Source organism: Klebsiella africana (assembly GCF_020526085.1).
Lineage (GTDB): Bacteria > Pseudomonadota > Gammaproteobacteria > Enterobacterales > Enterobacteriaceae > Klebsiella > Klebsiella africana.
On sequence record NZ_CP084874.1, the window covers coordinates 4,115,175 to 4,141,616 of the forward strand.

Consider the following 26,442-nt stretch of genomic DNA (forward strand, 5'->3'; position numbering starts at 1 on the left):
TCACTCCGCGGGACGGGGCTTCAGCGGACAGGTATCGCTGATCTTAATAAATTTGTCGTTATAAACCAGATAGTGGTTCCCCGGCTGGCGCAACGCCGGCTGGCGAACCACGTCCCCGGGACGCAGATACCACGCGTCCCCCTCCTCTTCGGTCGAATCGCATCCGGGTTTAATCAGCAGCTTAAACCAGGTATTGCCGGTGTTGCTCACCGTCCCGGCCACCTTATCGAAAGACCATTTAAACTGCACCTCGCGCGGGCGCACCACCAGAATGGTATCCATCACCACCACCGGCTCCATGCTGACCTCGCCGCCGGTCGGGCTGCGCCTCGTCAGGTTGCGGGTGGGGATTTCGCGAAACGAGACCCGATAGTAGCGCTCGCGGTTATCCCGCGGCCCATGATAGTAAAATTTAAAATACTCGCTCTCACCTGCCTGCAGCACCAGCTGGCGGGGGGCGAACAGCAATTCGCCATCCACCGGCCGGGAGCGGACTTCGCTGCCGCCCGGGCGATCGATGGCGCTGACGGCGATGCGGTACAGCCGCGCGCTTTTATTGTTGTTGACCACCCGTTTGCTGGCGAAATCCGCTTCGGCCGGCAGGGAAAAGGTCAGGTTGCCGACCGAGATCGCCTGCGTCAGCGGCGCTGCCAGCAGGCAGCCCACCATCAGCAGGGCCTTAGTTAATGTTGCGCCACGTCGCCTGGACATGAATCTCTCCTGAAGCGCTGACTTCGCCAAACCAGCCGTTATCGTCTACCGTCCGCAGCGAAATGGCGTTATCCATCGGAATCGAGAATTTCACCGTGGTCTTATCCATTTGCCCCATTTCGCCGGAGATATCGGTCCACGGCGTGGTCAGCCACAGCGCATCGGTCATATCCCGCCAGCTGTCATCGCACCCGGCATCGTAGGTCTGCGTCGTGCCGCTGCGGGTGATAAAAGAGAGCGTCGCCGGGAACGGCACTTTCGCCGTACCGTCATCGGAGCTAAAGAGACAGTAGGAACGCCCGCCAATCACCTGCGCCGGTCCGCTCACCTTGATCAGCACTTCATCGGCGGCCGTTTTACCGCTGGTGGTGACGATATAGCCGAAATCGAGCGCCGGTTCGCCGCTGCCGACATACCCCTCGCGCGACGGCGCCGAGGTATATTCGTCGGAGATAATGCTGATGCTGAAATCACGGGGCTTGATAATCAGCGTGTTGGAGGTGGAAAACTCATACCAGCCCGACTCCGGTGAGGTGGTGTTCTGAAAGCGAAAGTTGAACAGATCCTTGGTGTTGATATCGCTGATCCCGAGGTTCACCATCTGCTTAAAGAAGTTGCTGGAGAAGAAAACATAGATCGAGTCTGAGCTCTTCATCTCGTTGAAGGTGTAGTAATAAGCGGTATTGCTCACCGGCTTCCATGAGCTGCCATTGAGGCTGAACTGCATATCATACGCCCCGACGGCCGAGGCCAGCGACGAGTTGGCGATTGCGGGGAAAATATGGATCGAGGTATTACTTAACCCGTTGGTCTGCAAGGTATAGTTGACCATCTTACAGCTTAATCCTGAGCGGCTGTCAATGGTCTGCGTCCGACAGTCGGCATTCCCTTCGCCCAGGGTCGGCACGCCGTCGCTGTTGATAAACACCTCTGCCAGCGAGTGGGTGTTAATCAAGCGCAGGTTCGCCGCTTTGGTGTGGGTGACGTTGCGCACATACCAGTTGCCGGAGGCCTGATCCTTACAGCGCGCGCCGCTGCTGGCATCATAGTTCACCGAGGTCTGACAGGCATTGATGGTCATCGTAAAGCTGCCGCCGACCGGCATCTGCTGCAAATATTGATAAAACGCGTCCGACATCATGCCGTGCATCCACTTCGCGCCGCCGCTGGTCACCGTCGCGCCATAGAACCCGCTGGCGTCGGTGGTTTGCGGCAGGATCAGGCTGGTGGCCATATCGCACCCGGCGTACCAGTTGATGCAGCGCAGGCCGGTTAAGGGGTGCGAAACCGGCGAGTTTTCCAGCCACATATCAAACTTCCAGTTGGCATTGAGCACGGTGTTGTAGCCGTTATCGATATAGCCAAGGCTCTGCTGATAGATGGTCCCGGAGCCGGTGTATTTTAAGCCGGTCCAGCGGTTAGCGCCGGTCATACGCGGATCCAGCACCCCGCCAGGGGTGACGAAAAAGTTGTCGTCGGAATTGTTTTCAACAAACACAAACTCGCGCGCCGGCGCATCCGACCAGGTGGTCTTGGTCACCGCCGCCCGGAGCGCGGCTACCGGCCAGAGCAGCGCGAGGATCGCCAGCGCCATCAGTGCATTAACTCTCATTCTCTTCTCCTGTCTGCTGCACCGCCGCCCACGACGAGAGGCCGCTGCAGACCACATCCCCGACCCAGACGGCGCCGCGCGCCTGGCTGAGCTCCAGCGCCACTTCGCAGGTTTTATTGCCGCCGTAGCTAAAATCGATAGTGGGGTATTTCTTATCCACGTCCATGACAAACTCACCGTTTTCATCGGTGCGGGTACGGCCGATATGGTTGTTAATCCGCGCATTTGCCAGCAGCGTACCGTCTTCCGCCCGAATACGACCGGAGACGGTGACCATCTGCTTCACCTCTGGCTCAATCACTGCGACGTTGCCCGGATAAAGGGTCAGATGACTCTTGCGCCCGCTGACGATGTCGTAGCTGTCGAGCGAGTTTTTGCTGTTCTGCAGCTCCACCTCATAGCGGCCATAGGGAGAGAGCGGCAGGTAGTTACGCTTGCCGCTGAGCGGGAAGATCCGCCCATTAACCCTGGCGCTGATCTGGCCATCGTCCTCCAGCCCGGTGTTGAAGATCACCCCGGCGTTACCGTCGGTTCGTCCGCTGGCGGCGATGTTTTTGCCCTGCCAGCCGACGCTGCCGCTGGCGGTGAGGTTGGTGTTGACGTAGCCGTCCGCCGCGCTGTTAACGTTCAGCGTGCCGCTGGCGTAGCGGGCGTCAAACTGGGCATACGCGCCGCCGCTAAGAGTTTTGTCATCCCCGGTATCGCCGGAGATGGCCCGCGACAGGTTGGCGCCGATGGTGCGAATAGTGCCTTCATCAAACTGCTTACGCGCTGAGAGGTTAGCCATGGTGTAGCCGTTCTGATGGGTCATCCCGGCGCTGAACCAGTTACCCAGCGGCAGCGACAGATCGAGGGCGATATATTTCCCGGTGTTGCCGCTGCTGTCGCCATTGTTATAGCGCTGGATCCCCGCCCGCAGGCCGAGCGATCCAAACGCGCCGCTGTAGACCGTCTGATAATAATCCGCGGTGTAGTAATGACTGTTGTAGCGGCGGTCATCGTTGTAGCTGACGCTGAACGTCCCCAGCTTCGACCACAGCGCATTCAGGTTGAGGGTGCCGCCGATCGCCCGGTTGTCGGCATCGCTGCGCCGCAATTGATCGCCAATCCGGGTCTTCTCCTGGTTAACCCACACTGAACTGAAGCCCCCCGGCAGCGTGGCGCTGATGCTACCGACGCTGCTCCAGGAACTGTCGCTGGCCAGCATATTCTGCAGGTTAACGTTGATCGACTCGCCCAGCGGCAGCGTCAGGCGGGTTTCACCCACCGCCTGGTTGTCGTAGCCATAGCCCGTTGCCGCCCAGCTCAGGGTGCTGAGCGACCCGGAGGTCGAAAGGCCCGCCAGCCAGCTCTCTTTTGCCGGCCGGGTCTTTTTTCCGTTTTCCGACCAGCGATCCATATGAAAGCTGCCGCCCCATACCTGCCACGCCAGCGGCGCGCCGATGCCGCGTCCCCGGCTGAACAGCTTATTGACCCGCTGGGTGCGTTTGCTGACCACCCGACCATTGACGATCACCTCCACTTCCACGTCGTAAATACCGTACGGCAGGCCACGGGTATCCACTTCATGGTTGCCCATGGCGAAGTTCTGGACGCTCAGCAACCGGCCGTCACGGGTGAGATGCACCTCGCCCGCCGCCGGTAAAAAAGCGATCACCGGCGTGGCCGACTGGCTGTTATCGAAGACGGTGGAGCTGGCCTGATTCCCCCAGGAAAGGCCGTAAATCTTGCCCGCCGAAATGGCGGTCATCGGTCCCAGGGACTGCAGGTTCCAGGTGTCGAGCATCCCGCCGGCAAAACGGTGGCCGGCGAAATCGCGCTCATACATGGCCTTATATAATTCACTGTCCTGTTGGCCGCTGCCGATCCCGTACAGCGAGCCGTCGAGCACCACGTGATGCTCCCGCAGCGCGGTGACGTTATTCAGCGACAGGTAGCTGGAGGTGTTGCTCCCGCCGTTGCGCATCTGGTTGTTATAGACGCCGAGGTTATAGCTCAGGTTACTGCTGAGGGTATTCACGCTGGACTGACCGATATCTTCGCTGCGCGAGCGCAGGACAGTGCCCAGCGCTTCACGCTTGACCACCAGTTGCAGCAGCAGCTGACGCAGGCTGAGGTCCAGCTGCGCGCTAGTAGTCAGGGGAATGGTGAGCGCCTCATTGAACGGAGCGTTGGCCAGGCCAATCAACTGCTGGCGGGTCTGTTCGCTAACGCTGGCGTTACCTTCACTGTCCTCCAGCTGGATCTGCCGGACGCGCAGCTGGCCGCCGTCCAGCCAGATAAAGGCGCTGCCGATCCGCTGATCGTCCCGGATGCCCTGGCTGCCGGCAAGATGAATATAGAGCGGGACACTCATGCCGTCCTGCAGCGCCTGGCTGAAGGCCTGCGGAATAATCACCCCACCAATCTGCTGCGCGCCTGGGGCAGCTGCGCTGGCGTCGGGCTGAACAAACAAAAAGATCATGCCAAAGGCGAGCCGTGTTTTCAGTCCTGGGGTAATCCGTCGTAGAGGCATCGTCGTTATCCATCTGCACAGCTGTCTATTTCACGGGAACAAACTGCTCACCCTGCCAAAGCGCAACCCGTCCTTTTTTATCCGCCGTGTCCACGCGCGTAAAACGGCGCGATTTACCCGGCATCAGGTAGTAATTCTCTTTGCACTCCTTACCGTCGGCGGCCTTCAGGCAGGGGCCGTAGGCGAGGATCCGCAGCGTCGCATTCCCGGTGTTGGTCAGAGAGCCGTTGGCGTACTGAAAGCGGTAGTTGACCTGCCGGGGCGCCACCACCAGGATGGTGCCGATGCGAGCGGAAGCAGTGGCCACCGCGCTGCGGTTGGCGTTATCGCGTTGGGCATCGCTGAGCGCCTGATCGAACCAGACAATGCGGTAGTAGCGCTCTTTGTCATCCGCCGGGCCTTTGTAGAAGAAGCGGATCACATCGCTGGCCTGAGCAGGTAGCAGCAGGCTGGCGGGGGTAAGCAGCACCTCATCCGGTTTGTCCATCGGGATAACCTGCCCGCCGTCCAGCGGGGAAGAGAGCCGTTCGAGATGGATATTGATCAGTCGACCGCTGTCGGTACTGTTTTTGATCGTTTTGCTCAGCGTGCTGCTGCCGCTGTTCATAAAGGATGAAATATCGCCGACATCCAGCGCCTGCGCCGGCGACACCCCGACAAGCAGCAGCCCGAGGGCCAGAAGGTGCTTTTTCATAACAATTCCGTCCGTGAAAAAAGCAGGGGGAGCGCCCCCTGCTGGTGCATCAGAAGGATCAGCTGGTCCAGGTGGCGTCGAACTGAACGCTGACGTCGCCGCTCCAGATCCCTTCCGGCAGGGTGCTGTAATCGGTCACTGCGGTGGTGCCGTTAGTGGTGCCGCTGATGATGGAGAAGGTAAAGCCATCCTGCGCGGTGGTACGGCCGGTCGCGTTGTAGCCGTTAGCCAGCGCGCTGAGGTTGCCGCCCAGCACACCGTTAGCGGTATCGATCATCACGGTATCACCGGTTTTTTCGACCGCGGCGCCGTTATAATCCACACCCACGCTCAGCGTGGAGCCGGAGGTGTCCAGCTGGGTTAAGGTGTTGGTGATAAGACGCGAGGTCAGCTTAAAGGCGGTCGCCGTTGCGTCACCCTCAATCGCCACGTCAAACAGACCTTTCTGCGAATTAAAACCTTTAATGCCTTCGGCGTACTGGAACGCCAGACTGCCGAGCGGGGTCACAACCAGCTTGCTGGTGGTGTCTTTTTTAGCGGTCGCCGACCAGGTTGCTACAGCCTGAGCCGTTACGTCAGCAGCCTGCGCTACGCCCATACCGGTAAACGCGGTTACCAGAGCTATTGCCAGAACCTTTTTTTTCATCGCTTTTTCATCCTGAGTTGAATTAAGGACATGATGTCCCGGTGAACCATTTAAAAAACAGAATTGCCTGGGTGTTACTGAACTAATTTATATATTTTGGAATACAGTTTGGCCTCGGCATTGCGCCGATGGGTATAAACCGTCTTCACACTACAATTTTCAATTCTGGCGATTGATTTCGGCTGCATGCCCTGAGCGGTCATGCGGATTATTTTCATTTCCCGGTCAGTAATTTTATCTTTCTTAATATCTTTGCGCAGAAACCTGCCATTAATAACATAGGCCAGCTCTTTTCGAATATCACGACTCAGGCCAACATATACCACGCCACGAATATCACTATTGTAATACCAGTAATTTGCTAAAGCTTCCGACTTTCTGGCCGCAATCAATACGACCTGTTTCCCCTTTACCGCGGAGAGCCATTCGCTATCGCGCCTGATAAATTCGTTTAAAGAAGCCGTATTGAGATTAATGAATACAAAATCTTTTCTGATTTTCTCCTGCGACAGATAAATTAGCTCGTCGATATCTACAATCAGTTCGGATAGCCCTTTATAGAAGTAGGAGTCATCGGCAGACCAAATATACTTATCGGAACAGCATTTATATTCCATATAGTTTTTAACCTCATAGTCCTTGAAGTAATCATTTTTTACAACTTCACTGCTTGCCAGGCCTACAAAGTTTACTGGCGTATTCGATTCCTTTAATAAACCGCCATAAAATGAAACACGCGTTACTTATCAATATTTGATAAACGAGATTTAATTATTTTTTGCTTGGAGTTGAATTTAAGTTTTTTCCTATGGAGTGTCAACATGCGGACAGGCGATGGATTTCGCATCTGGGTCAATATTTACAAAAACTGAAAATATCGTATTTTTGAGAAGGGGAAAAAGACATTTATTTTCATAAGGTTATTAACAATATAACCCTCGATTCTTATTTGGATTTTATATTGTCCAGGATCTTCACCCTCATATCTTAGGAATATTCTTAATGGCACTCATAAAGGAGTTATCGAATAAACCATAAATAACAAAAAAGAAAGAATATAAAACCAAAAAAACTCAATAACCAGGATGATTCACTAACATATAAGACGCATGAATAGATTAACGTGCCGCACAAAATAGTTATATATATGTTAATCCTGTCCAATGTTGAATGCTAAACAAAGGCAGACGCATTATCTATTCGATAAAACAGACCCGAATAACAAGATTAAGCGAAGATTGCTGATGGCGTTCTGCAGCTCTGCCCCAGCGCCATCCGAAAGCATAGCCGCTTTTCCGCGCTTCGCCAGTGGGCAGCGGCTGTCGCTCTTTCGCGCCTGTTCACGGTTTGTTCGCAATACCGTCATCGAATTTTCATATAAAGACCTATTAATAGTGGCCAGTTAATGACGAACCTGGACACTCTTATGAACAGCTCTCTTGCCGCAGTGGCCGAAACTGATTTTCAGGCGTTCACTGATCTCAATGTCGGCCGGCAGCGGAAGGTCTTAAGCGTGCGCAACCTGACTAAAGCCTATCATGCTCAGCACAAGGTGCTGGACGGCATCAGCTTTGACCTGCACGCCGGCGAAATGGTCGGGGTCATTGGCCGCTCCGGCGCCGGTAAATCGACGCTCCTGCATGTCCTGAATGGTACGCACAGCGCCAGCGGCGGCGAAATTCTTAGCTATCCGGAAGTCGGTTTGCCACACGATGTCTCACAGCTGAAGGGCCGCGCGCTCAATGCCTGGCGCAGTCAGTGCGGGATGATTTTTCAGGACTTCTGTCTGGTGCCGCGCCTCGACGTGCTCACCAACGTCCTGCTTGGCCGCCTGAGCCAGACTTCAACCCTGAAATCGCTGTTGAAAATCTTTCCTGAAGCCGACCGGGCGCGCGCCATTGCGCTGCTCGAGTGGATGAACATGTTGCCGCACGCGCTACAGCGGGCGGAAAACCTCTCCGGCGGGCAGATGCAGCGGGTAGCAATTTGCCGGGCGCTGATGCAAAACCCCGGGATTTTGCTGGCCGACGAACCTGTCGCCTCGCTGGATCCGAAAAACACCCAGCGCATCATGGATGTGCTGCGCGAGATTAGCGAGCAGGGCATCAGCGTGATGGTAAACCTGCATTCGGTAGAGCTGGTGAAGAGCTACTGCACCCGGGTTATCGGCGTCGCCAGCGGCCAGCTTATTTTTGACGATCATCCCTCCCGGCTAACGCAGGATGTGCTGCAGCAGCTGTACGGCGATGAAGTTAGCCAATTGCATTAATTTCACTCACACGGGCAACATAATGAAAAAATATATAACTGGCGCAGTTCGTTTATCCGCAGTGGTCGCGGGCATGATGATGGCATGGCAGGCGGCGGCAGCGCAGCCGAAAGAGCTCAATCTGGGCATTCTCGGCGGCCAGAACGCTACCCAGCAAATCGGCGATAACCAGTGCGTAAAGGCCTTCCTCGATAAAGAACTGAACGTGGATACCAAACTGCGCAACTCTTCCGACTATTCCGGGGTGATCCAGGGTCTGCTGGGAGGCAAAGTCGACGTGGTGCTAAGCATGTCCCCCTCCTCTTACGCTTCGGTTTATATCAATAACCCGAAAGCCGTGGATATCGTCGGCATCGCCGTGGACGACAAAGATCAGTCTCGAGGCTATCACTCCGTTGTGATCGTCAAAGCCGACTCCCCGTACAAAACGCTGGATGATTTAAAAGGGAAAGCCTTCGGCTTCGCCGATCCAGATTCCACTTCCGGGTATTTGATCCCTAACCATGCGTTTAAAGAAAAATTCGGCGGTAACGCCGACAACAAATACAACAACACCTTCTCCAGCGTTACCTTCTCCGGCGGCCACGAGCAGGACATCCTCGGCGTGCTGAACGGCCAGTTCGCCGGCGCGGTCACGTGGGCCTCGATGGTCGGCGATTACAACACCGGCTACACCACCGGCGCGTTCAACCGTCTGATTCGCATGGATCATCCGGATCTGATGAAACAGATCCGCATTATCTGGCAATCGCCGCTGATCCCGAACGGCCCGATCCTGGTGAGCAATGCGCTGCCGGCAGACTTTAAGGCGAAGGTCGTGGCGGCAGTGAAAAAACTCGACACCGAGGATCACGCCTGCTTTATCAAAGCGATGGGCGGTACCCAGCACATCGGCCCGGGCAGCGTGGCTGACTTTCAGCAGATTATCGATATGAAACGCGAGCTGGTGAGCGCGCGTTAATTCTGCCTCAACGCCGCCTGCTTGCCGCCAGGGTAAGCGGCGGCGCTACGTTGAAGATCCCCGACGCATGAAGACGACCCACACCGAATTTGAACGCTATTACCAGCAGGTACGCTCGCGGCAAAAGCGCGATACCGTCTGCTGGTCGCTACTCCTGCTGGCGCTCTATTTTGCCGCCGGCAGCGCTGCGGAATTTAATCTGCTGACCATCTGGCACTCGCTGCCCCACTTCTTTGACTATATGGCAGAGACCATTCCGCCCCTGAGTGTCGGTAACCTGTTCGCCGATGTGCAGACCAAAGGGTCGCTGGCCTGGTGGGGATATCGCCTGCCGATCCAGCTGCCGCTGATCTGGGAAACCCTGCAGCTGGCGCTGGCCTCAACGCTGGTGGCGGTCGCCATTGCCACGGTTTTCGCGTTTCTTGCCGCCAATAACGCCTGGTCCCCGGCGCCGGTGCGCTTTGCTATTCGCGTGCTGGTAGCCTTTTTGCGCACCATGCCCGAGCTGGCGTGGGCGGTGATCTTTGTCATGGCGTTCGGCATCGGCGCGATCCCGGGCTTTCTGGCGCTGATGCTGCACACCGTCGGCAGCCTGACCAAACTGTTCTACGAGGCGGTGGAAAGCGCACAAGACAAACCTGTACGCGGCCTGGCGGCCTGCGGCGCGTCGCCGCTGCAGAAAATCCGCTTCGCCCTGTGGCCGCAGGTGAAACCGCTATTTCTCTCCTACGGCTTTATGCGGCTTGAAATCAACTTCCGTTCGTCGACGATTCTCGGACTGGTGGGCGCGGGCGGCATCGGTCAGGAGCTGATGACCAACATCAAACTCGATCGCTACGATCAGGTGAGCATCACCCTGCTGCTGATCATTCTGGTGGTGTCGGCGCTGGACATGCTGTCCGGTCGTCTGCGCCTGTGGGTACTGGAGGGAAAAAAATGAGCATCTGGCACATGCAACCGGATATCGCCGCCAGCCGGCGGCAGCATAAGCAGCTCTACCTGGTCCAGGGGCGCTACCTGCGCTACGTCGGGCTGGTGGCGCTGGCCTGCGTGCTCTATTACGTTTGGTTTTTTCTGCAGTTCGGCATCAGCGGCGAACAGCTGACCACCGGCCTGCAGCAGATTGGCCGCTACCTGGCGCGGATGTTCGTCTGGCACGACTTCTGGAACTGGCCGTTCGGCTATTACTTCACGCAAATCGGCATCACCCTGGCTATCGTCTTCGCCGGGACGCTGACCGCCACGGTGCTGGCGCTGCTGCTCTCCTTCTTTGCTGCCCGCAACATCATGCGCGGCATGCTGCTGGGGACCCTTGCCCTGCTGATGCGCCGCCTGTTTGATGTGCTGCGCGGGATCGATATGGCTATCTGGGGGTTGATTTTCGTGCGCGCGGTAGGCCTCGGGCCGCTGGCCGGGGTGCTGGCGATCATCATGCAGGACACCGGTCTGCTGGGACGGCTGTACGCAGAAGGACACGAAGCCGTGGACCGTTCCCCCGGGCGCGGGCTGACCGCCGTGGGCGCGAACGGCCTGCAAAAGCATCGCTTTGGCATTTTTACCCAGTCGTTCCCGACCTTTCTCGCGCTTAGCCTGTATCAGATTGAATCCAACACCCGCTCCGCGGCGGTGCTGGGCTTCGTCGGCGCCGGCGGTATTGGGCTTATCTATGCCGAGAATATGCGCCTGTGGAACTGGGATGTGGTGATGTTTATCACCCTGCTGCTGGTGGCGGTGGTGATGATCATGGACACCCTTTCCGCCTGGCTGCGCCGTCGTTATATCGGCGGCACCGCGGTGCCGCTGTATCAGGGCGGACGCTAGCGCGCCTTTGTGCCGGATGGCGGCTGCGCCTTACCCGGCCTACTTGTCCGGCTCCGACTGTCTGTAGGCCCGGCAAGCAACTGCGCCGCCGGGCGATGGCATCAGGCACGGAGCTGCTTTTATGCCGGGTGGCGGCTGCGCCTTACCCGGCCTACTTGTCCGGCTCCGACTGTCTGTAGGCCCGGCAAGCAACTTGGACTGCACCCCAAAAGTTGGACACCCAACTGAGTAAGGTGCAGTTTTATGGCTAAACCAAAGTATTCCCCTGAAACAAAACTGGCTGTGGTTAATCATTATTTGTCCGGTAAAGACGGAGAACAGAGCACAGCCGACCTTTTTGGTATTGAAAGAACATCTGTCCGTCGCTGGGTCAGGGCATGGCAGTTCCACGGTGCAGAAGGCCTGACTGCAAAAAATAATCATTATTCCGATGAATTTAAACTCGTGGTCGTCCGGGCGGTTATCAGTGACCGCCTGACGATGCGTGAAGCGGCTGCCCGGTTTAATCTCTCCGCAGAAATACTTGTCCGGCGCTGGCTCGACGTGTACAACGATGCCGGAGCGGAAGGTCTTTTAAACATGCAATGCGGACGGCCCGGAAAAATGACAAAGCCAAAAAATATCCCACCACTGACAGATAAAGAGCTGGAAAAACTCTCCCCCGAAGAGCTCAGGGCCGAACTGCGTTATCTGCGGGCAGAGAATGCCTATCTAAAAAAGTTGAAAGCCTTGGTTCAGAGCGAAAAAAATGGCAAAAAGCCCTGATAATCAGTGAACTAAGGCATGAACACGCTCTGCGGGACCTTCTGCGGGCGGCCGGTATGTCCCGTAGTACGTGGTATTACAATATGAATGCACTGAAGCAAGGGGACAGGTATGCGGGTCTTAAAGAGAACATCAGGAAGATATACCACTATCACAAAGGTCGTTATGGCTACCGCAGGATCACGCTCGCACTGAGAAAACAGGGGCTGCGGATAAACCATAAAACAGTGCAGCGGCTGATGGCCGAACTGTCACTCCGGTCTGTGATAAGGGCTAAAAAATATCGTGCCTGGAAAGGGAGAACGGGCGAGGCCGCGCCCAATATCCTGAGCCGGAACTTCGGTGCGTCAAAAGCCAACGAAAAATGGGTAACAGATGTGACAGAGTTCCCGGTACAGGGAAAAAAGCTTTACCTGTCGTCAGTTCTCGATCTGTTTAACCGGGAGGTTATCGCCTACAGCCTGTCGGAAAGGCCGGTGATGGAGATGGTGAATACGATGCTGGACGGTGCGTTCCCGAAGCTCAGACCGGGAGATGCTCCGCTGCTGCACTCGGATCAGGGCTGGCATTACAGGATGAGGAGCTATCAGGAACGTTTAAAGGCGCATGGGATGACGCAGAGTATGTCGCGTAAAGGAAACTGCCTGGATAATGCAGTGATGGAAAACTTCTTCGGGACCCTGAAATCGGAGTGTTTTTATCTGAGGGAGTTCAGGAGTGTCAGTGCGCTAAGAAAAGCCGTAGAGGACTATATCCATTACTACAACAACGAGCGGATAAGCCTGAAATTAAAAGGCCTGAGTCCGGTAGAGTACCGAACCCAGGCTCTGAAAGCCGCTTAATATGAACCATCCAACTTTATGGGGTCAGTCCAACTGCGCCGCCGGGCGATGCCATCAGGCACGGAGCTGCGTTTATGCCGGGTGGCGGCTGCGCCTTACCCGGCCTACTTGTCCGGCTCCGACTGTCTGTAGGCCCGGCAAGCAACTGCGCCGCCGGGCGATGCCATCAGGCACGGAGCTGCGTTTATGCCGGGTGGCGGCTGCGCCTTACCCGGCCTACTTGTCCGGCTCCGACTGTCTGTAGGCCCGGCAAGCAACTGCGCCGCCGGGCGATGCCATCAGGCACGGAGCTGCGTTTATGCCGGGTGGCGGCTGCGCCTTACCCGGCCTACTTGTCCGGCTCCGACTGTCTGTAGGCCCGGCAAGCAACTTGGACTGCGCCGCCGGGCGATGGCATCAGGCACGGAGCTGCTTTTATGCCGGGTGGCGGCTGGCGCCTTACCCGGCCTACAGGGCTTATCCGGCCAGGAACGACTGAACCCGCAGAAAATTTATCCGCTCCGCTATTCCAGCCGCCAGCTCAGCACCGGCCAGCCGTATCCGGCACCCGCCGCCTGCAGCTGCGGACAGGGATTGACCAGCCGCACGCGATCCGCATGCAGGCACAGCGGCAGATCGTTAATGGAATCGGTATAGAACGTCACCTCGCCGTCATACTGCGGATGCGCCTCGCGCCACTGCGCCAGACGCGCCACCTTCCCCTGCTGATAGCTGGGGATCCCGGCAATGACCCCGCTGTAGCCGCCGTCGACCATCGCCACGTCAATGCCCAGCGCCTGATCGATCTCCAGCGCGGCGGCCACCGCCTGCACCAGCAGGCTAACCGAGGCGGAGATAATCAGCATCTGCTCCCCCTCGGCCTGCAGACGACGGATAAGTTCCCACGCCTGCGGATAGACCCGGGGCAGGATCGCCTCGCGCACGCAGCGGGCCACCAGCGCATCAACATCCGATTTCGGTATTCCGGCCAGCGGCGCCTGGATCAGGGCCACATAATCGACGATATTCATTTCCCCCCGGTCATAATCCGCCATCAGCCGCGCCTCGCGGGCAAGATACCCCTTCTGCGTCGCCAGCCCTTCACGAACCATAAACTGGCTCCAGACCGTACTACTATCGCCCTGTATCAGGGTGTTATCGAGATCGAAAATCGTCAGCGAGTTGCCCATGTGCTTTCCCTTGTTGATCAAAATAAGCGGCCGGGATCATGCGTAAAAAAGATGACAGGAGAATGAACCGGACGCCGCAGCGCCCGGCTCGCCATCAGCCGGCGCGCACCTTCGCGGTGCGGAACACCAGCACGATCCCGCCGATGATCGCCACCATACCGACCATCGCCGCCGCCGACAGCCGGTTGCCCAGCAGCAGATAATCCAGCAGGACCGTGATCGCTGGCACCAGATAAAAGAGGCTGGTGACATTGACAATATTTCCCGCGCTCAGCAGACGGTACAGCAGCAACTGGGCGACCACCGAGATCAACAGTCCGAGAAACAGCACCGGAATAATCAACCCGGCGTTAACGGTAAACTGGAAGCCGCTGACCGGGGCAATCAGCAGGCACAGCCCAAGACTGACAGCGTACTGCAGCGGCAGGACATCCGCTGGCGCCTGACGGCTGCGCTTTTGCCACAGCGCGCCAAAGGTCATCAGCAGCAGCGCCGCCAGCGCAAACAGGATCCCCACCATCGCCATCGGCGAGGCCGCCAGGCTGCGCCACACCAACAGAACCAGCCCCGCCAGGGCAAGCAGCAGTCCTGTCAGCCGCCGCCCCTGCAGGCGACGCTCCACCACGCAAAGCGTAAGGATGGGCTGGATCCCCATGATGGTGGCGATAAGTCCCGGCGTCACACCGTTAGCCATCGCCTCGAAATAACAGACCGAATAGCCGCCAATCAGCATCAGACCGGTAGCCGCTGTCTGCAGGCGGGTACCCGGCGCGGGCAGCCAGCGCCGACGGACGATGGCCAGCGGCGCCAGCGCAGCCAGGGCAACCAGAAAACGAAAGACCAGCAGCGCCATCGGCGAAGCGTTGTCCAGTCCCCAGCGAGTGAAGATGGCCGCACTGCCCCACAGCAGCACAAAAAGGGCCGTTGTCGCCTGCGAGGCGAGCAGAGAATAGCGAACGTGCATAGCATGCTCCAGAACGTCAAACACAAGGTATCAAGCGTCATACCGGCAGGTAAGCGCCTGCTAAAGACGGCGTTAAGCGCCGAAAACAACCCGGTCTGGAGGGGGAGGCGGTGGGCAGAGCGTGGTGAAGCAATGATGAGGCGCAGACGTCATCCACCCCGCGTCAAAAGCGGCGCCGGGCAAAGTCTCGCTAGAGATGGCGTAATGCGTCATGGAGTGCCTCGTGAAATGTTCTATCAGAATCCTGGCACAGGCCGTTCGGAAGTGACAACTGCCTTTTATGGGTGATCCCTCTCCGGGTTGTTTATTTTTAATCGTAAATAAACGTAAAGGCGGCCTCGGCTTATTCAGCCGTGGTTTTTAATCAGCTATAAAACAAAGCAGTCTGCTTGCTACTTCGAAAATAACGATATGAAGCCAAAACTGACGCATGCTCTCTTTTTAATTCCTTTTTTGTTGTTGGCAGGGTGCTCCTCCTCACCGAAACAGGCAAAGAACACAAAATCTCATGCGGATATGACCATTGATAGCGGATCAGACGATCTGATCCCGGTGGTGGCGGCCCTGCATGACCAGATGCACACCTGGCAGGGAACCCCCTATGAATGGGGCGGTACTGAACAAAGCGGCGTCGACTGCTCGGGTTTCGTCTGGCGCACGCTGAAGGATCGCTTTAACCTGCCGATGGAGCGGATCACCACCCGCGAGCTGCTGCACATGGGCGTGCGGGTTAATAAGCGCGATTTACGTCCCGGCGATCTGGTGTTCTTCCGCACCCGGGCCGGGATGCACGTTGGCTTTTACGATACCGATCATAATTTCCTTCACGCCTCGAGCAGCCAGGGCGTGATGCGCTCTTCGCTGGACAACCCTTACTGGGAATCGGCGTTCTACCAGGCGCGCCGTTTGCCGAAGGAGTATAACGCGCAGATCACCATGAACAGCGACACCCTGCATCTGGCGAAGAATCGCCGCTAAAAAAAAGCCGCAGCCAGGGCTGCGGCGGGTGGTTCTGCGGTTAATCAGAACTGGTAGGTCATACCCAGCGCGACGATGTCGTCATCGTTGATGCCGAGTTTGTTATCGCTTTTCAGCTGGTTGATTTTGTAATCCACGAATGCGTTCATGTTTTTGTTGAAGTAGTAGGTCAGGCCCACGTCAATGTAGTTAACCAGATCTTCGCTGCCAACCCCTTCGATATCCTTCCCTTTCGACAGCACATAGCCGAGGGACGGACGCAGACCGAAGTCGAACTGATACTGCGCCACTGCTTCAAAGTTCTGCGCTTTGTTGGCAAAACCGCCGCTGATCGGGGTCATCTTGCGGGTTTCAGAGTACATGGTCGCCAGGTAGATATTGTTGGCGTCATATTTCAGGCCGGTCGCCCAGGCTTCCGCTTTCGAACCCTGGCCACGAGCCAGCAGGTTCTGATCGTTGGTACGGTCGGAGCTGGTGTAGGCCGCGCTGACGGCAAAGTCGCTGCCGCCGAAGTCATAGCTTAACGAGGTGCCAACGCCGTCGCCGTTCTGTTTCTTCGCTTCACGGCCTTCGTTTTTCCCCTGGTACTGCAGGGTCAGATCCAGGCCATCCACCAGACCGAAGAAGTCGGTGTTGCGGTAGGTCGCCAGGCCGCTGGCGCGCTTGGTCATAAAGTTATCGGTCTGGGCAGAGGAATCGCCGCCGAATTCCGGGAACATATCGGTCCAGGCTTCCACGTCGTACAGGGCGCCAAGGTTACGACCGTAGTCAAAGGAGCCGTAGTTCTTCAGCTTCACGCCGGCGAACGCCAGACGGGTTTTCTGGCTGGAGTCGCTCTCTGTTTTGTTTCCGGAGAATTCAGATTCCCAACGGCCATAGCCGGTCAGGTCGTCGTTAATCTGCGTTTCGCCTTTAATACCGAAACGCACGTAAGTCTGATCGCCATCTTTGCTGTCATAGTCGCTGAAATAGTGCATGGCTTTGATCTTGCCGTACACATCCAGCTTGTTCGCGTTCTTATTATAAACTTCCGCTGCCTGCGTCGCTGTTGAAGCCACAAAGCCCATCATCATTAATGCCAGAGTACTCTTTTTCATTATTCAGTCCTGGTGATTTATTTATACGCGCTATTCAATTGCGGGCGCTCGCCCATCAAAAACTGGAGGTTTTTTAACGCCGGGATATTAAATATTTATGACAATATGGAACTTTTTATAAAAAAGAGTATTTAAATGTATCTGACATATTTTTGTCACATCCCCTCTCCAGAATGCCCGATCCTGCGCAATAAAATGGCGCGCCCGCCGCCCCGGGTGTTGGCAAGCGGGCCGACTCCTGCTACAACATCAGCTCGATATCGATATTCCTTTTGAACGGCAGAGAATCATGAGTGAAAGCCAGACGCTGGTGGTAAAACTGGGCACCAGTGTTTTAACAGGCGGGTCCCGTCGCCTGAACCGCGCCCATATCGTCGAGCTTGTGCGCCAGTGCGCACAGTTGCACGCCATGGGACACCGTATTGTCATCGTGACCTCCGGGGCCATTGCCGCCGGGCGCGAGCACCTTGGTTACCCGGAACTGCCCGCCACCATCGCCTCCAAACAGCTGCTGGCGGCGGTGGGACAAAGCCGTCTGATCCAGCTGTGGGAACAGCTGTTTTCTATCTATGGCATTCACGTTGGCCAGATGCTGCTGACCCGCGCCGACATGGAAGACAGAGAGCGGTTCCTCAACGCCCGCGACACCCTGCGCGCCCTGCTGGATAACAGCATCGTCCCGGTCATTAACGAAAACGACGCCGTCGCCACCGCGGAAATCAAAGTGGGCGATAACGACAATCTCTCCGCGCTGGCCGCGATCCTCGCCGGGGCGGATAAACTGCTGCTGTTAACCGACCAGCCAGGGCTGTTCACCGCCGACCCGCGCAGCAACCCGCAGGCGGAGCTGATTAAAGACGTCTACGGCATCGACGACGCGCTACGCGCCATCGCCGGCGACAGCGTCTCCGGACTCGGCACCGGCGGCATGGGCACCAAGTTGCAGGCCGCGGACGTCGCCTGCCGGGCGGGGATTGATACCATCATCGCCGCCGGCAACCGCCCGGACGTCATCGGCCACGCGATGGCAGGCCTGCCGGTAGGCACCTGCTTCCACGCCCAGGAGTCTCCGCTGGAGAACCGTAAGCGCTGGATCTTCGGCGCGCCGCCGGCGGGGGAAATCACCGTCGATGCGGGCGCGACCCAGGCGATCCTCGAAAGAGGCAGCTCGCTGTTGCCAAAAGGCATCAAAATCGTCAGCGGCAACTTCTCCCGCGGCGAAGTGATCCGCATCCGCAATAGCGAAGGACGCGACATCGCTCACGGCGTCAGCCGCTACAACAGCGATGCGCTGCGCCTTATCGCCGGCCAGCACTCGCAGCAAATCGATGCCATTCTGGGCTACGAATACGGCCCGGTGGCCGTCCACCGCGATGATATGATCATCCGTTAAGGAGCTGAAAATGCTGGAACAAATGGGCATTGCCGCCAAAGCGGCCTCCTGGCAGCTGGCGTTACTCTCCAGCCGGGAAAAGAACCAGGTGCTGGAAAAGATCGCCGATTATCTGGAAGCGCAGACCGACGATATTCTGCGCGCCAACGCGGAAGATTTAGCCGAAGCTCGCGCCAATGGCCTGAGTGAAGCGATGCTCGATCGCCTCGCGCTGACCCCGGCGCGCCTGAGCGGCATCGCCAGCGATGTGCGCCAGGTGTGCAATCTGGCCGATCCAGTCGGCCAGGTGATCGACGGTGGGCTGCTGGACAGCGGTCTGCGTATTGAACGTCGCCGCGTCCCGCTGGGGGTGATTGGCGTAATTTATGAAGCGCGTCCCAACGTGACGGTCGACGTCGCCTCCCTGTGTCTGAAAACCGGCAACGCGGCGATCCTGCGCGGCGGGAAAGAGACCTGGCGCACCAACGCCGCCACGGTGAAGGTGATCCAGCAGGCGCTGCAGGAGTGCGGTCTGCCGGCCGCCGCGATACAGGCTATCGAGAGCCCGGATCGCGCGCTGGTGGGCGAAATGCTGAAGATGGATAAATACATCGATATGCTGATCCCCCGCGGCGGCGCGGGCCTGCACAAGCTGTGCCGTGAGCAGTCAACGATCCCGGTGATCACCGGCGGGATTGGTGTATGCCATATCTTCGTTGATGAAACCGCCGAGATCGCCCCTGCGCTGAAGATCATCGTCAACGCCAAGACCCAGCGGCCGAGCACCTGCAATACCGTGGAAACGCTGCTGGTGCACCGCAACATCGCCGACACCTTCCTGCCGGCGTTAAGCAAGCAGATGGCCGAGAGCGGCGTCACCCTGCACGCCGCCCCTTCCGCCCTCCCCGCGCTGCAAAACGGCCCGGCGAAGGTCGAGCCGGTGAAAGCGGAGCAGTATGACGACGAGTATCTGTCGCTGGATCTGAACGTCAAAGTGGTGGCTGATATGGATGAGGCTATCGCCCATATCCGCGAGCATGGCACCCAGCACTCCGACGCCATCCTGACCCGCACCCTGCGTAACGCCAACCGCTTTATCAATGAAGTGGACTCTTCCGCAGTATATGTGAACGCCTCCACGCGCTTCACCGACGGCGGCCAGTTCGGCCTCGGCGCGGAAGTGGCAGTCAGCACCCAGAAGCTGCACGCCCGCGGCCCGATGGGGCTGGAAGCGTTAACCACCTATAAGTGGATTGGTTTCGGCGACGATACCATTCGTGCGTAAATGAGAACGGGCGATGCAAAAATAGGCAGTTGATTCCACTGGCTATTGACGCATCGCCCGCTAAGTTCTAACCTTTTGCCTCGTGATTCACGCTCGTGAACACCTCTTGCAGGGCCGATATAGCTCAGTTGGTAGAGCAGCGCATTCGTAATGCGAAGGTCGTAGGTTCGACTCCTATTATCGGCACCATTTCCAACTTTTCCTTGTCCTTCCGTAATTGATTTTCAGTCCATAGATACAGATATCATCACCGACACCGATAAACCGTGCCGCTTAATGTAACGTTTGTTTGCTGGCTTGAGCCTGTGCCATGATAGACGCTACCGGTCTGACCCGCTCTTTGGGTTAACAGTACCACGACGTTCCCCCCCATTTTCCACGCTTTATTTTTTAGATCATTGCGGGCCCCCGTCTCAAGGTTGCTATTTGACGTCCATCCTCCCGTGAAAAAATTGCCCTGGCTACCAGTCACGTCCCCTAAATAGGTACACGAAGCATCAGGTTCGTTATGTGTTATACGTACTCCCTCAGCACCATGTTGTAAGGAGTTAGCGCTACAAGCTGTTAGCATAAAAGCGGCCACAAAGACCAATTTTTTGTTCATGTTAGTTCCTTAATCAATTCTGCTAAAAATAATCAGTACTTGCGAAACCAGTCTAATGTTGAGGCGCATTGTGCTGGCAATAAAATATTGCTATCCCAGGAGATTCAAGGCGATATACGATTTAAAAATGATCGCAATATAAATGTCTTAAGGGACCATAATGTCTCTTACCGTAGTCATGATGTTTTATTTTTTTGAGATGGTGTATTCCTTGCCATAAACAGAGGCGTCTTTATGTATTAGAAACGATAACCTACGCTCACACCAAATGTGTTTGTATCGACGAAAAGTAATTTAGCGGTTTCCCATGAGAGGCCAAGGGAAAGATTCGTTAATGGATTAAAGATTACGCCTGCACCATAGGCAAAAGCATCTTCTGAAGAGGAATGATTATCGCGGTTTTTTATCTTCATTTCTGCCATGCCGACATTACCATACAAACTTATATAGTCATTAAACCGATAGGTCGGTCCAATCATTAACGAACTATAGCTGGTAGTATTATCCCCATCTTTATGTAACTTTCCCGCGTCCCATCTGTAATTTTGTACTTCATGACGAGTGGCGGTAAGAGAGGTTAACACTCCCCAGTCAGAATTGAACTCATAACGATATTTTAGTGTGAGTCCGCGAAGATCTTTACTGGCAGATTTCTTTAACGCACTAAGGTGGGTTTGGGCATAGCCAACCGAGAGAGTATGATTCTCCATCGCCACCGCTAATGCGGGCGAAAATAATAGTGCTGCCAAAATCCATGGTGAAAAAATACGCTGCATGTAAAGCTCCTTTTTGCTGAATAACTCAATGCTTATTAACAAGCAATGACCGTAGAAGGCCGATTGCGGCAGCAATATAACCAGAAAAATCGAGAGAAAGTTATGAAATTAGTCTTACATAAATTTTACCGTCAATTTCAGAAAAAGTATGATTCAGTAAGATGTTGATATTTATTGATAATAGCCAACTGGCAACGCAAACCCAGGTTCACTGCGAGGTACAAACGTTATATATCTGACGATTTATTGAGTACAAATAGGTACTATTACCGACTCTGGTGACTCTTATTTCATTAGCGGCACCAGGGTGCAGCAAGCGAAAATGTGCTAAAAAATCACCGGCAGTATCAGTTGAAAATACTTTTACCGAATCAACATCAAATGTATAAATCCCAGCTCCCGGCATTTTCAGGTTTTTTATATATACATCGCGATACAATACTTTTTTTTATCTGCTGGGTGGTGATGATGTCATATTGCAGCGTAATGCGTTTATTTTTGAAATCAAGGACGATATTGCCATCTGCCTGAAAATCCCCCGGCTGAACTGAGGTTACCGTCCTGGTAGTACATAAAAAAGCGTTCAAATCTGATAAAGGGTAGCGTTGCTGACGTACATGTATAATCAGTAACGCGAAGGATACCGCCAGGATAAGCAGCGTAATGCTGTTCAATACCGTTCTTTGATAGTGATGCATTTGGGCTCCGAAACATTCAGTTGATTCAGACACTGAACAAAAATATTGGTGTTAGGGACACGAATATAATAAATAAAATTGCCATTTTGCTTATAGACTTGCGGGCTCAGCTCGGAAAAAGCCCCCACCGCATCCTCAAGAGTACGGTTATCCTCTGTAACACCGTAAAAGGTATATCCGTTATAGGTCCCCAGTTCAGAAAAATAATCTGGCTTACTGTTATGGTATATATAAATCATTACCAGCAAGAATAACGTTGCGCCGATTAAAAAAAACCACTCTTTCCTGATGGTAAACGGAGAAATTTGCGCTGGCTCTGGCGATGCGTCTGTAACTGGCGCAACGGTATCGCTGGCGATATTTTGCATTGCAGGTGTTGAAGCATCAGGCAATGGTTCGATGGATACCGAGAGCGTTACGCCGACCTTAGGACGCGTTAATACCGCTGAGGCAGGAAGGCCGACCTTTTCAAATGAACCGCGTAACTGGTTGATTAATTTATAATAGCTCGCACTGGAAACCACAACGCCTTTTCGTCCCCATACCCAGGCAATCAAGTCATCTTTCTTAAATAACCCTTGATGGAAAGCAATGAGTAAATTGCATTCGGATTCAGAGATTCTCAAGCTTTCGCGATCGCACGACAGGGTCATCTTTTCGCAATCAAGAATGACTTTCTTATCAATTAGGTATTTTTTCTTACTCATAAGACCTTCTGTTAAGAATGCGTCGTTCAGGTTAAACCATTATGTTACCTCAGTGGTTACTGATTTATTGAACCTTTTTTGCATTTAATCCTGTCATTTTGCTCGTTGGCATGTGTATCAAGCCAGTGCGTAAAATCAGATGAACACATAGGCTTTGCATAAAGATAGCCCTGTATAAATCCTACGTTATGATTGAGGATATAGCTCAATTGATGTTCTGAACTCACGCCTTCCGCAACGATATTAAGACCGAGTTTATGGCTAAGCATGATAATGGTATCCAGAATAGGCACGTCGCTACCGCTGGTATCAATCGTATCGACAAAAGTACGATCGATTTTCAGATAATCAACGGGTAGCTGCTGGAGGTAAGAAAGCGAACAGTAGCCGGTGCCAAAATCGTCAATCGCTATCAATATGCCTTTCTCACGTAGCCGTATCAGCTTATCTGACACAAGTGCTGGTTGTACAATGAGGCTGCGTTCGGTGAGCTCCAGCATCAGACGCAGTTTACCTAATCTTGCCTGTAACAACTCAACGTCTTCAATAAAGCTCTCATGTACCAGGTGTTCAGGGGAAATATTAACGCTGATATAAAAGCCTTCGGCGACCTGCCACCTTTCGACATCCTGGGCGATGAGCTTAAACAGATGCCGTGAAAGCGGAACGATCATACCTTCGTTTTCTGCGGCGGTGATGAAGATGTCCGGTGTAATAAAACGACCATCGGGAAGAGGCCAACGCATTAATGCCTCTACCCCACCACAATTACCGCGTTTGACGTTAAATACAGGTTGATAATGCACCGTAAACTGCGCATTTTTCATACCACGGACAATTTCTCGCGCCATGGACATCCGCTTTTTCGACCAATGCCGGTAAAGAAACAGAGTCATAAATGAGAAGCAAAACGAGAGAGGGATAAAAATAAGCAGAGATCTCATCCAAACTGCCGTCAATGTGCCAAGAGGCGCAGCGACGGTAAGCGAAATTTTTCCGTCGTCAGTGACGTAATTCTGGGTCATCACGATTCGATCATACTGTGCTGGTTGACTGATAATGGCATCGCCTTTACCAAATCTCAGGCTGAAAACAGCCGCTCTCTCCTCTGAGAGTACATCCATCAGCTCCTGGACATAGCGAGAATCGACGATAACAAACGCCGCTTTATCCGCCGCGACTTGCTGTGTGTAAACCACCGCGGGCCTGCCAGGCCCACCGGCCATCCAGCTAAATGAACGAACCCACCTGGCAGGTAGCGGCGTTGGGAGCGTTTTACCTGGTGGCAGTGGAAAAGGATGCGCCTGCTCTCTGCTAACAAAGGAACAGAGCAGATTGCCCTTTTCCAGCAAACCAATATCACGGATATAAGGAGTAAAAGCGCGGGTACGGTTTAGCTCCAACAGGATTTCAGCGCAGGGCCTGTCCGCTAATTTTACGGCTTTCTCAGTGACCCGCCATGAAGCAGTTGAGACATCTTCACTAAAACGTAATAAGGTTTTCGCACTGAGGGCGACATCCTGTTTAAACTGCAGGACACTGACGAGCAGTGCTAACGTAATCATCATAACCAGCGGGACCAGCACTGCACACATGATAAACGATAGTTTTAGTTTCACTGGTTTCGCCTCTCATTCACGAATGGATGTGCTGACCGCAACATCCATTATGCTTTGGTGCTACCGCTGGTTGTGCAAAAATTATAGATCTGCCGGTTGAGTGAAAAAAGATAGGTTCGCTGACCAATTTTGTTGATCGTCAGCTCATTCACGGTTGTCGGTTGCAGAAGGCGCAGCCAGGAAAACATCTCCCCCGTCGTATCAGAATCAAATTTGTGTACGGCTTCAATCCGGAAAGTGTAGGTTTTCAGGCCAATGCGGTTAAGCGCACTGATGGTGATATCCTGAAAGAATAACCGCTGCTCCCGCTGTTGATCCTGCACGGCGTAATGAATAGCAATCCGATTGGACTTAAAGTCCAGCACCAATGTTCCGTTCAAGATTAACTCTCGCGGCTTTATATAAACAGTTGATTTAGCAGTGCAAATAAGATTACTCACTTCTTCCGTATCGCGTCTGGCGCCTCGATATACCTGCGTTGCCAGCACCATACATGCGCAGAGCAGACCACACAGGATGATCAGTAACGCTCTTTGATGGTAATGCATTTTGGTACCGCCGTTTCAACAGGATTCAGGCACTGCAAAAAAAGATTCATGTTCGGCTCGCGGAGGTAATAAAGATAATGGCCGTTCTGGCGACATAGCGGCAGCGTCAGGGTGTTATAGGCTGAAACTACCTCCTTAAATGTCACTTTATCGCTCGCCATCCTGAAGAAGAGATAGCCATCCTTATTGCCAAGCATCCTGAAACTGCTTTTATGTTTATTTTGCGCTGGCGCATGCTGAAATAGCATCGCTATAGCCGTTAACAGCATCATCAACATTGTCAGCACCAGAAGACGTATTTTGGCAGAAAATTTTTTATTCTCCGCGAGATGAGTCTGTCGGCTATCTTTATCCCGCGTTGTATCTCTGGTGTTTTCGCCTGCTTCTGAACGTTCTTTTTTGAACGGTTCTAACGGCAGTGACAATGAAACACCAATTCGGGGGCGAGTAACAATATCGGCCGCTTTCAGGCCAATGAGCGAAAAATTATTCCGCATCTGATTAATCAACTTATAATAACTTGATTCTGAGACACAACCTGCACGGTTCTTCCAGACGAAGTCAATAATATCTTCTTTTTTATATATACCACGATAGAAGGCCAGGAGTAACTTTGTCTCCGATTCTGAGATCTTAATAACTTTATTACCATTAGCCAATGTCATTCTGGCACTATCAAATATCACTTTCTTAGCGATTAACAACGATTCTTCATCCATGGCAAACCCGTTCTTCAATACACTTACTCTGTCGCCTGCCATATTAACACAGGGTAAAATGATTTCATCCACCTTAACATTCCCAATCTATTCATAACACATAACCCTTGGCTTAAGCCTTGCCGCTTACACTTAATAAAAACATTCAAATCAATAGGTTATTTTGTTTTATGAATTTTCCTTACCTTTGTTTGAATTTCAACACGCTAGCCGAGTAAGATAAATTTAAGGATTATTCAGAACATCAGTAAGCTCTTTTAAGAAAAGGGGGAGTAAGCTTGCCTTTAAAACATGATGGCACCGCTCGGTGATTGACTGCGTCGCTATACAACCTTATCACTGGGAACTGCACAATAAAATCACCAGGCGAGATACTATTTTGTTTTGCATTAACTTAAGGACGGTGTCTTTATCTGTTTCAATCGCAGAGTGAGCCTCGTTATTTAAAAGTGAATAGCAATAAAGGAAGAAACGACCATGTTCAAGAAAACCACGTTGGCTTTATTAACAGCCTCAGTTTTTATTTCCACCAGCGCGCTAGCCGTGTCTAATAATACTATTACCTTTCGCGGTGAAGTTTCTGATGAAACCTGTTCTGTAGCGATTAACGGCAATCAGGCAAAACCAATAGTTATTCTGCCGACGGTGAGTGCCAAGGAATTGGCGAAAGGCGGAGATGTCGCAGGTCAGGTGACATTTGATATTGGTCTCACCGGCTGCACGGGTAATGCCGATAGACCAACCAAAATCTCTACCGTCTTCGTTGGTAACCAGGTGACCAGCAACGGTAATCTCGGAAATACGGGAGACGCGACCAACGTTGAAGTACAACTCCTTGATACTGCAAATAAAGTCATCAACCTGACCAACGGCTTCAAAGGTGAAGGCGATCTTCAACTGAAGCCTGGAGAGACGGAAGCCAGCGCCACCTACACCGCGCAGTATTACGCCTCAGGAGCAGCATCGGCCGGTACGGTCGAAGCCACTCTCCAGTACGCCGTTTCCTACCTGTAAAACTCTCCGTGGTCCGGTGCTTGCCGTCGGACCTTTTTGATAGCAATGGAGTTGTT

The 26,442-nt window shown here is 54.1% G+C and carries 24 protein-coding genes, 1 tRNA gene and 1 pseudogene; 10 read left to right on the forward strand and 16 right to left on the reverse strand.

What is annotated here, in order from left to right:
* From LGL98_RS19895 to ecpR, 6 genes are all read right to left on the reverse strand, one after another.
* Complete coding sequence (locus LGL98_RS19895; RefSeq protein WP_065808292.1) at positions 1 to 711, reverse strand: fimbrial biogenesis chaperone; 711 nt, start codon at positions 709 to 711, stop codon at positions 1 to 3.
* Positions 680 to 2,323 carry a fimbrial adhesin EcpD gene (gene ecpD / locus LGL98_RS19900; protein WP_136033598.1) on the reverse strand — a complete coding sequence of 548 codons (1,644 nt, stop codon included), beginning with the start codon at positions 2,321 to 2,323 and terminating at the stop codon, positions 680 to 682. The genes LGL98_RS19895 and ecpD overlap by 32 nt, the downstream gene beginning before the upstream one ends.
* Complete coding sequence (gene ecpC, locus LGL98_RS19905; protein ID WP_136033600.1) at positions 2,313 to 4,838, reverse strand: fimbrial usher EcpC; 2,526 nt, start codon at positions 4,836 to 4,838, stop codon at positions 2,313 to 2,315. The genes ecpD and ecpC overlap by 11 nt, the downstream gene beginning before the upstream one ends.
* A gap of 25 nt (positions 4,839 to 4,863) precedes the next feature.
* Positions 4,864 to 5,532: an EcpB family pilus assembly chaperone gene (locus tag LGL98_RS19910; RefSeq protein WP_136033602.1), complete on the reverse strand. Its 669-nt coding sequence runs from the start codon at positions 5,530 to 5,532 to the stop codon at positions 4,864 to 4,866.
* 58 nt (positions 5,533 to 5,590) lie between these two features.
* The gene (gene ecpA / locus LGL98_RS19915) at positions 5,591 to 6,178 is read right to left on the reverse strand and encodes a common pilus major fimbrillin subunit EcpA (protein ID WP_136033604.1); all 588 of its coding nucleotides are present in this window, start codon (positions 6,176 to 6,178) and stop codon (positions 5,591 to 5,593) included.
* Between the two features lie 74 nt (positions 6,179 to 6,252).
* The gene (ecpR, locus tag LGL98_RS19920) at positions 6,253 to 6,795 is read right to left on the reverse strand and encodes an ECP biosynthesis operon DNA-binding transcriptional regulator EcpR (protein WP_058330490.1); all 543 of its coding nucleotides are present in this window, start codon (positions 6,793 to 6,795) and stop codon (positions 6,253 to 6,255) included.
* An 809-nt stretch (positions 6,796 to 7,604) separates the two neighbouring features.
* Between ecpR and phnC the strand changes: the two genes are divergently transcribed.
* From phnC to LGL98_RS19945, 5 genes are all read left to right on the forward strand, one after another.
* Positions 7,605 to 8,447: a phosphonate ABC transporter ATP-binding protein gene (phnC, locus tag LGL98_RS19925; RefSeq protein ID WP_136033606.1), complete on the forward strand. Its 843-nt coding sequence runs from the start codon at positions 7,605 to 7,607 to the stop codon at positions 8,445 to 8,447.
* 22 nt (positions 8,448 to 8,469) lie between these two features.
* Positions 8,470 to 9,408 carry a phosphonate ABC transporter substrate-binding protein gene (gene phnD / locus LGL98_RS19930; RefSeq protein ID WP_136033608.1) on the forward strand — a complete coding sequence of 313 codons (939 nt, stop codon included), beginning with the start codon at positions 8,470 to 8,472 and terminating at the stop codon, positions 9,406 to 9,408.
* Positions 9,409 to 9,475: 67 nt separating this feature from the next.
* Complete coding sequence (phnE, locus tag LGL98_RS19935; protein ID WP_136033610.1) at positions 9,476 to 10,348, forward strand: phosphonate ABC transporter, permease protein PhnE; 873 nt, start codon at positions 9,476 to 9,478, stop codon at positions 10,346 to 10,348.
* Positions 10,345 to 11,229 carry a phosphonate ABC transporter, permease protein PhnE gene (gene phnE / locus LGL98_RS19940; RefSeq protein WP_136033612.1) on the forward strand — a complete coding sequence of 295 codons (885 nt, stop codon included), beginning with the start codon at positions 10,345 to 10,347 and terminating at the stop codon, positions 11,227 to 11,229. The genes phnE (LGL98_RS19935) and phnE (LGL98_RS19940) overlap by 4 nt, the downstream gene beginning before the upstream one ends.
* Before the next feature lie 243 nt (positions 11,230 to 11,472).
* Positions 11,473 to 12,836, forward strand: a protein-coding gene (locus LGL98_RS19945) for an IS3-like element ISKpn1 family transposase (RefSeq protein ID WP_113772100.1) whose coding sequence is annotated in 2 segments (ribosomal slippage) — positions 11,473 to 11,941 and positions 11,941 to 12,836 — 1,365 coding nt in all. Because the reading frame shifts where the segments join, the coding sequence is not laid out codon by codon here.
* Positions 12,837 to 13,339: 503 nt separating this feature from the next.
* On the opposite strand, the gene LGL98_RS19950 is transcribed toward LGL98_RS19945, so the two are convergent.
* A complete protein-coding gene (locus LGL98_RS19950; RefSeq protein WP_136031926.1) occupies positions 13,340 to 14,005 on the reverse strand; it encodes an HAD family hydrolase in 666 nt (221 codons plus the stop codon).
* 94 nt (positions 14,006 to 14,099) lie between these two features.
* Positions 14,100 to 14,969, reverse strand: a complete 870-nt coding sequence (locus LGL98_RS19955; protein WP_136031928.1) for a DMT family transporter — start codon at positions 14,967 to 14,969, stop codon at positions 14,100 to 14,102.
* Between the two features lie 411 nt (positions 14,970 to 15,380).
* Here LGL98_RS19955 and LGL98_RS19960 point away from each other — a divergent pair, with 411 nt between their 5' ends.
* A complete protein-coding gene (locus LGL98_RS19960) occupies positions 15,381 to 15,947 on the forward strand; it encodes a C40 family peptidase (RefSeq protein WP_004191825.1) in 567 nt (188 codons plus the stop codon).
* 44 nt (positions 15,948 to 15,991) lie between these two features.
* Here LGL98_RS19960 and phoE read toward each other — a convergent pair whose 3' ends face one another.
* Positions 15,992 to 17,044 carry a phosphoporin PhoE gene (gene phoE / locus LGL98_RS19965; protein ID WP_004144576.1) on the reverse strand — a complete coding sequence of 351 codons (1,053 nt, stop codon included), beginning with the start codon at positions 17,042 to 17,044 and terminating at the stop codon, positions 15,992 to 15,994.
* Positions 17,045 to 17,333: 289 nt separating this feature from the next.
* Here phoE and proB point away from each other — a divergent pair, with 289 nt between their 5' ends.
* From proB to LGL98_RS19980, 3 genes are all read left to right on the forward strand, one after another.
* Positions 17,334 to 18,437: a glutamate 5-kinase gene (gene proB, locus LGL98_RS19970; protein WP_004144574.1), complete on the forward strand. Its 1,104-nt coding sequence runs from the start codon at positions 17,334 to 17,336 to the stop codon at positions 18,435 to 18,437.
* Positions 18,438 to 18,447: 10 nt separating this feature from the next.
* Complete coding sequence (proA, locus tag LGL98_RS19975) at positions 18,448 to 19,701, forward strand: glutamate-5-semialdehyde dehydrogenase (protein WP_136031929.1); 1,254 nt, start codon at positions 18,448 to 18,450, stop codon at positions 19,699 to 19,701.
* A gap of 113 nt (positions 19,702 to 19,814) precedes the next feature.
* A tRNA-Thr gene (locus LGL98_RS19980) sits at positions 19,815 to 19,890 on the forward strand.
* A gap of 58 nt (positions 19,891 to 19,948) precedes the next feature.
* On the opposite strand, the gene LGL98_RS19985 is transcribed toward LGL98_RS19980, so the two are convergent.
* From LGL98_RS19985 to LGL98_RS20015, 7 genes and pseudogenes are all read right to left on the reverse strand, one after another.
* The gene (locus LGL98_RS19985) at positions 19,949 to 20,305 is read right to left on the reverse strand and encodes a DUF4156 domain-containing protein (protein WP_136031931.1); all 357 of its coding nucleotides are present in this window, start codon (positions 20,303 to 20,305) and stop codon (positions 19,949 to 19,951) included.
* A gap of 239 nt (positions 20,306 to 20,544) precedes the next feature.
* Positions 20,545 to 21,081, reverse strand: a complete 537-nt coding sequence (locus LGL98_RS19990; protein WP_136031933.1) for an Ail/Lom family outer membrane beta-barrel protein — start codon at positions 21,079 to 21,081, stop codon at positions 20,545 to 20,547.
* A gap of 208 nt (positions 21,082 to 21,289) precedes the next feature.
* Positions 21,290 to 21,779, reverse strand: a pseudogene (locus LGL98_RS19995) (hypothetical protein).
* Positions 21,752 to 22,486, reverse strand: coding sequence for a winged helix-turn-helix domain-containing protein (locus LGL98_RS20000; RefSeq protein ID WP_136031935.1), 735 nt, complete (start codon positions 22,484 to 22,486; stop codon positions 21,752 to 21,754). The pseudogene LGL98_RS19995 and the gene LGL98_RS20000 overlap by 28 nt, the downstream one beginning before the upstream one ends.
* Before the next feature lie 56 nt (positions 22,487 to 22,542).
* A complete protein-coding gene (locus tag LGL98_RS20005) occupies positions 22,543 to 24,105 on the reverse strand; it encodes an EAL domain-containing protein (protein ID WP_136031937.1) in 1,563 nt (520 codons plus the stop codon).
* A gap of 47 nt (positions 24,106 to 24,152) precedes the next feature.
* Positions 24,153 to 24,653 carry a hypothetical protein gene (locus LGL98_RS20010; RefSeq protein ID WP_136031938.1) on the reverse strand — a complete coding sequence of 167 codons (501 nt, stop codon included), beginning with the start codon at positions 24,651 to 24,653 and terminating at the stop codon, positions 24,153 to 24,155.
* A complete protein-coding gene (locus LGL98_RS20015; RefSeq protein WP_168435310.1) occupies positions 24,626 to 25,372 on the reverse strand; it encodes a winged helix-turn-helix domain-containing protein in 747 nt (248 codons plus the stop codon). The genes LGL98_RS20010 and LGL98_RS20015 overlap by 28 nt, the downstream gene beginning before the upstream one ends.
* A gap of 477 nt (positions 25,373 to 25,849) precedes the next feature.
* Between LGL98_RS20015 and LGL98_RS20020 the strand changes: the two genes are divergently transcribed.
* Positions 25,850 to 26,386, forward strand: coding sequence for a fimbrial protein (locus LGL98_RS20020; RefSeq protein WP_136031942.1), 537 nt, complete (start codon positions 25,850 to 25,852; stop codon positions 26,384 to 26,386).
* Positions 26,387 to 26,442: the final 56 nt, after the last annotated feature.

What these genes read in the sequence shown, in the direction of transcription:
- ecpA (WP_136033604.1), bottom strand. Translation starts at nt 6,178, where the DNA reads ATGAAAAAAAAGGTTCTGGCAATAGCTCTGGTAACCGCGTTTACCGGT.
- LGL98_RS20000 (WP_136031935.1), bottom strand. Translation starts at nt 22,486, where the DNA reads ATGAGTAAGAAAAAATACCTAATTGATAAGAAAGTCATTCTTGATTGC.
- LGL98_RS20020 (WP_136031942.1), top strand. Translation starts at nt 25,850, where the DNA reads ATGTTCAAGAAAACCACGTTGGCTTTATTAACAGCCTCAGTTTTTATT.
- proA (WP_136031929.1), top strand. Translation starts at nt 18,448, where the DNA reads ATGCTGGAACAAATGGGCATTGCCGCCAAAGCGGCCTCCTGGCAGCTG.
- proB (WP_004144574.1), top strand. Translation starts at nt 17,334, where the DNA reads ATGAGTGAAAGCCAGACGCTGGTGGTAAAACTGGGCACCAGTGTTTTA.
- LGL98_RS19895 (WP_065808292.1), bottom strand. Translation starts at nt 711, where the DNA reads ATGTCCAGGCGACGTGGCGCAACATTAACTAAGGCCCTGCTGATGGTG.
- LGL98_RS19955 (WP_136031928.1), bottom strand. Translation starts at nt 14,969, where the DNA reads ATGCACGTTCGCTATTCTCTGCTCGCCTCGCAGGCGACAACGGCCCTT.
- ecpD (WP_136033598.1), bottom strand. Translation starts at nt 2,323, where the DNA reads ATGAGAGTTAATGCACTGATGGCGCTGGCGATCCTCGCGCTGCTCTGG.
- LGL98_RS20015 (WP_168435310.1), bottom strand. Translation starts at nt 25,372, where the DNA reads ATGGATGAAGAATCGTTGTTAATCGCTAAGAAAGTGATATTTGATAGT.
- phnC (WP_136033606.1), top strand. Translation starts at nt 7,605, where the DNA reads ATGAACAGCTCTCTTGCCGCAGTGGCCGAAACTGATTTTCAGGCGTTC.
- phnE (WP_136033612.1), top strand. Translation starts at nt 10,345, where the DNA reads ATGAGCATCTGGCACATGCAACCGGATATCGCCGCCAGCCGGCGGCAG.
- phoE (WP_004144576.1), bottom strand. Translation starts at nt 17,044, where the DNA reads ATGAAAAAGAGTACTCTGGCATTAATGATGATGGGCTTTGTGGCTTCA.
- ecpR (WP_058330490.1), bottom strand. Translation starts at nt 6,795, where the DNA reads ATGGAATATAAATGCTGTTCCGATAAGTATATTTGGTCTGCCGATGAC.
- LGL98_RS19985 (WP_136031931.1), bottom strand. Translation starts at nt 20,305, where the DNA reads ATGAACAAAAAATTGGTCTTTGTGGCCGCTTTTATGCTAACAGCTTGT.
- ecpC (WP_136033600.1), bottom strand. Translation starts at nt 4,838, where the DNA reads ATGCCTCTACGACGGATTACCCCAGGACTGAAAACACGGCTCGCCTTT.
- LGL98_RS19990 (WP_136031933.1), bottom strand. Translation starts at nt 21,081, where the DNA reads ATGCAGCGTATTTTTTCACCATGGATTTTGGCAGCACTATTATTTTCG.
- LGL98_RS20010 (WP_136031938.1), bottom strand. Translation starts at nt 24,653, where the DNA reads ATGCATTACCATCAAAGAGCGTTACTGATCATCCTGTGTGGTCTGCTC.
- LGL98_RS19960 (WP_004191825.1), top strand. Translation starts at nt 15,381, where the DNA reads ATGAAGCCAAAACTGACGCATGCTCTCTTTTTAATTCCTTTTTTGTTG.
- phnD (WP_136033608.1), top strand. Translation starts at nt 8,470, where the DNA reads ATGAAAAAATATATAACTGGCGCAGTTCGTTTATCCGCAGTGGTCGCG.
- LGL98_RS19950 (WP_136031926.1), bottom strand. Translation starts at nt 14,005, where the DNA reads ATGGGCAACTCGCTGACGATTTTCGATCTCGATAACACCCTGATACAG.
- LGL98_RS19910 (WP_136033602.1), bottom strand. Translation starts at nt 5,532, where the DNA reads ATGAAAAAGCACCTTCTGGCCCTCGGGCTGCTGCTTGTCGGGGTGTCG.
- phnE (WP_136033610.1), top strand. Translation starts at nt 9,476, where the DNA reads ATGAAGACGACCCACACCGAATTTGAACGCTATTACCAGCAGGTACGC.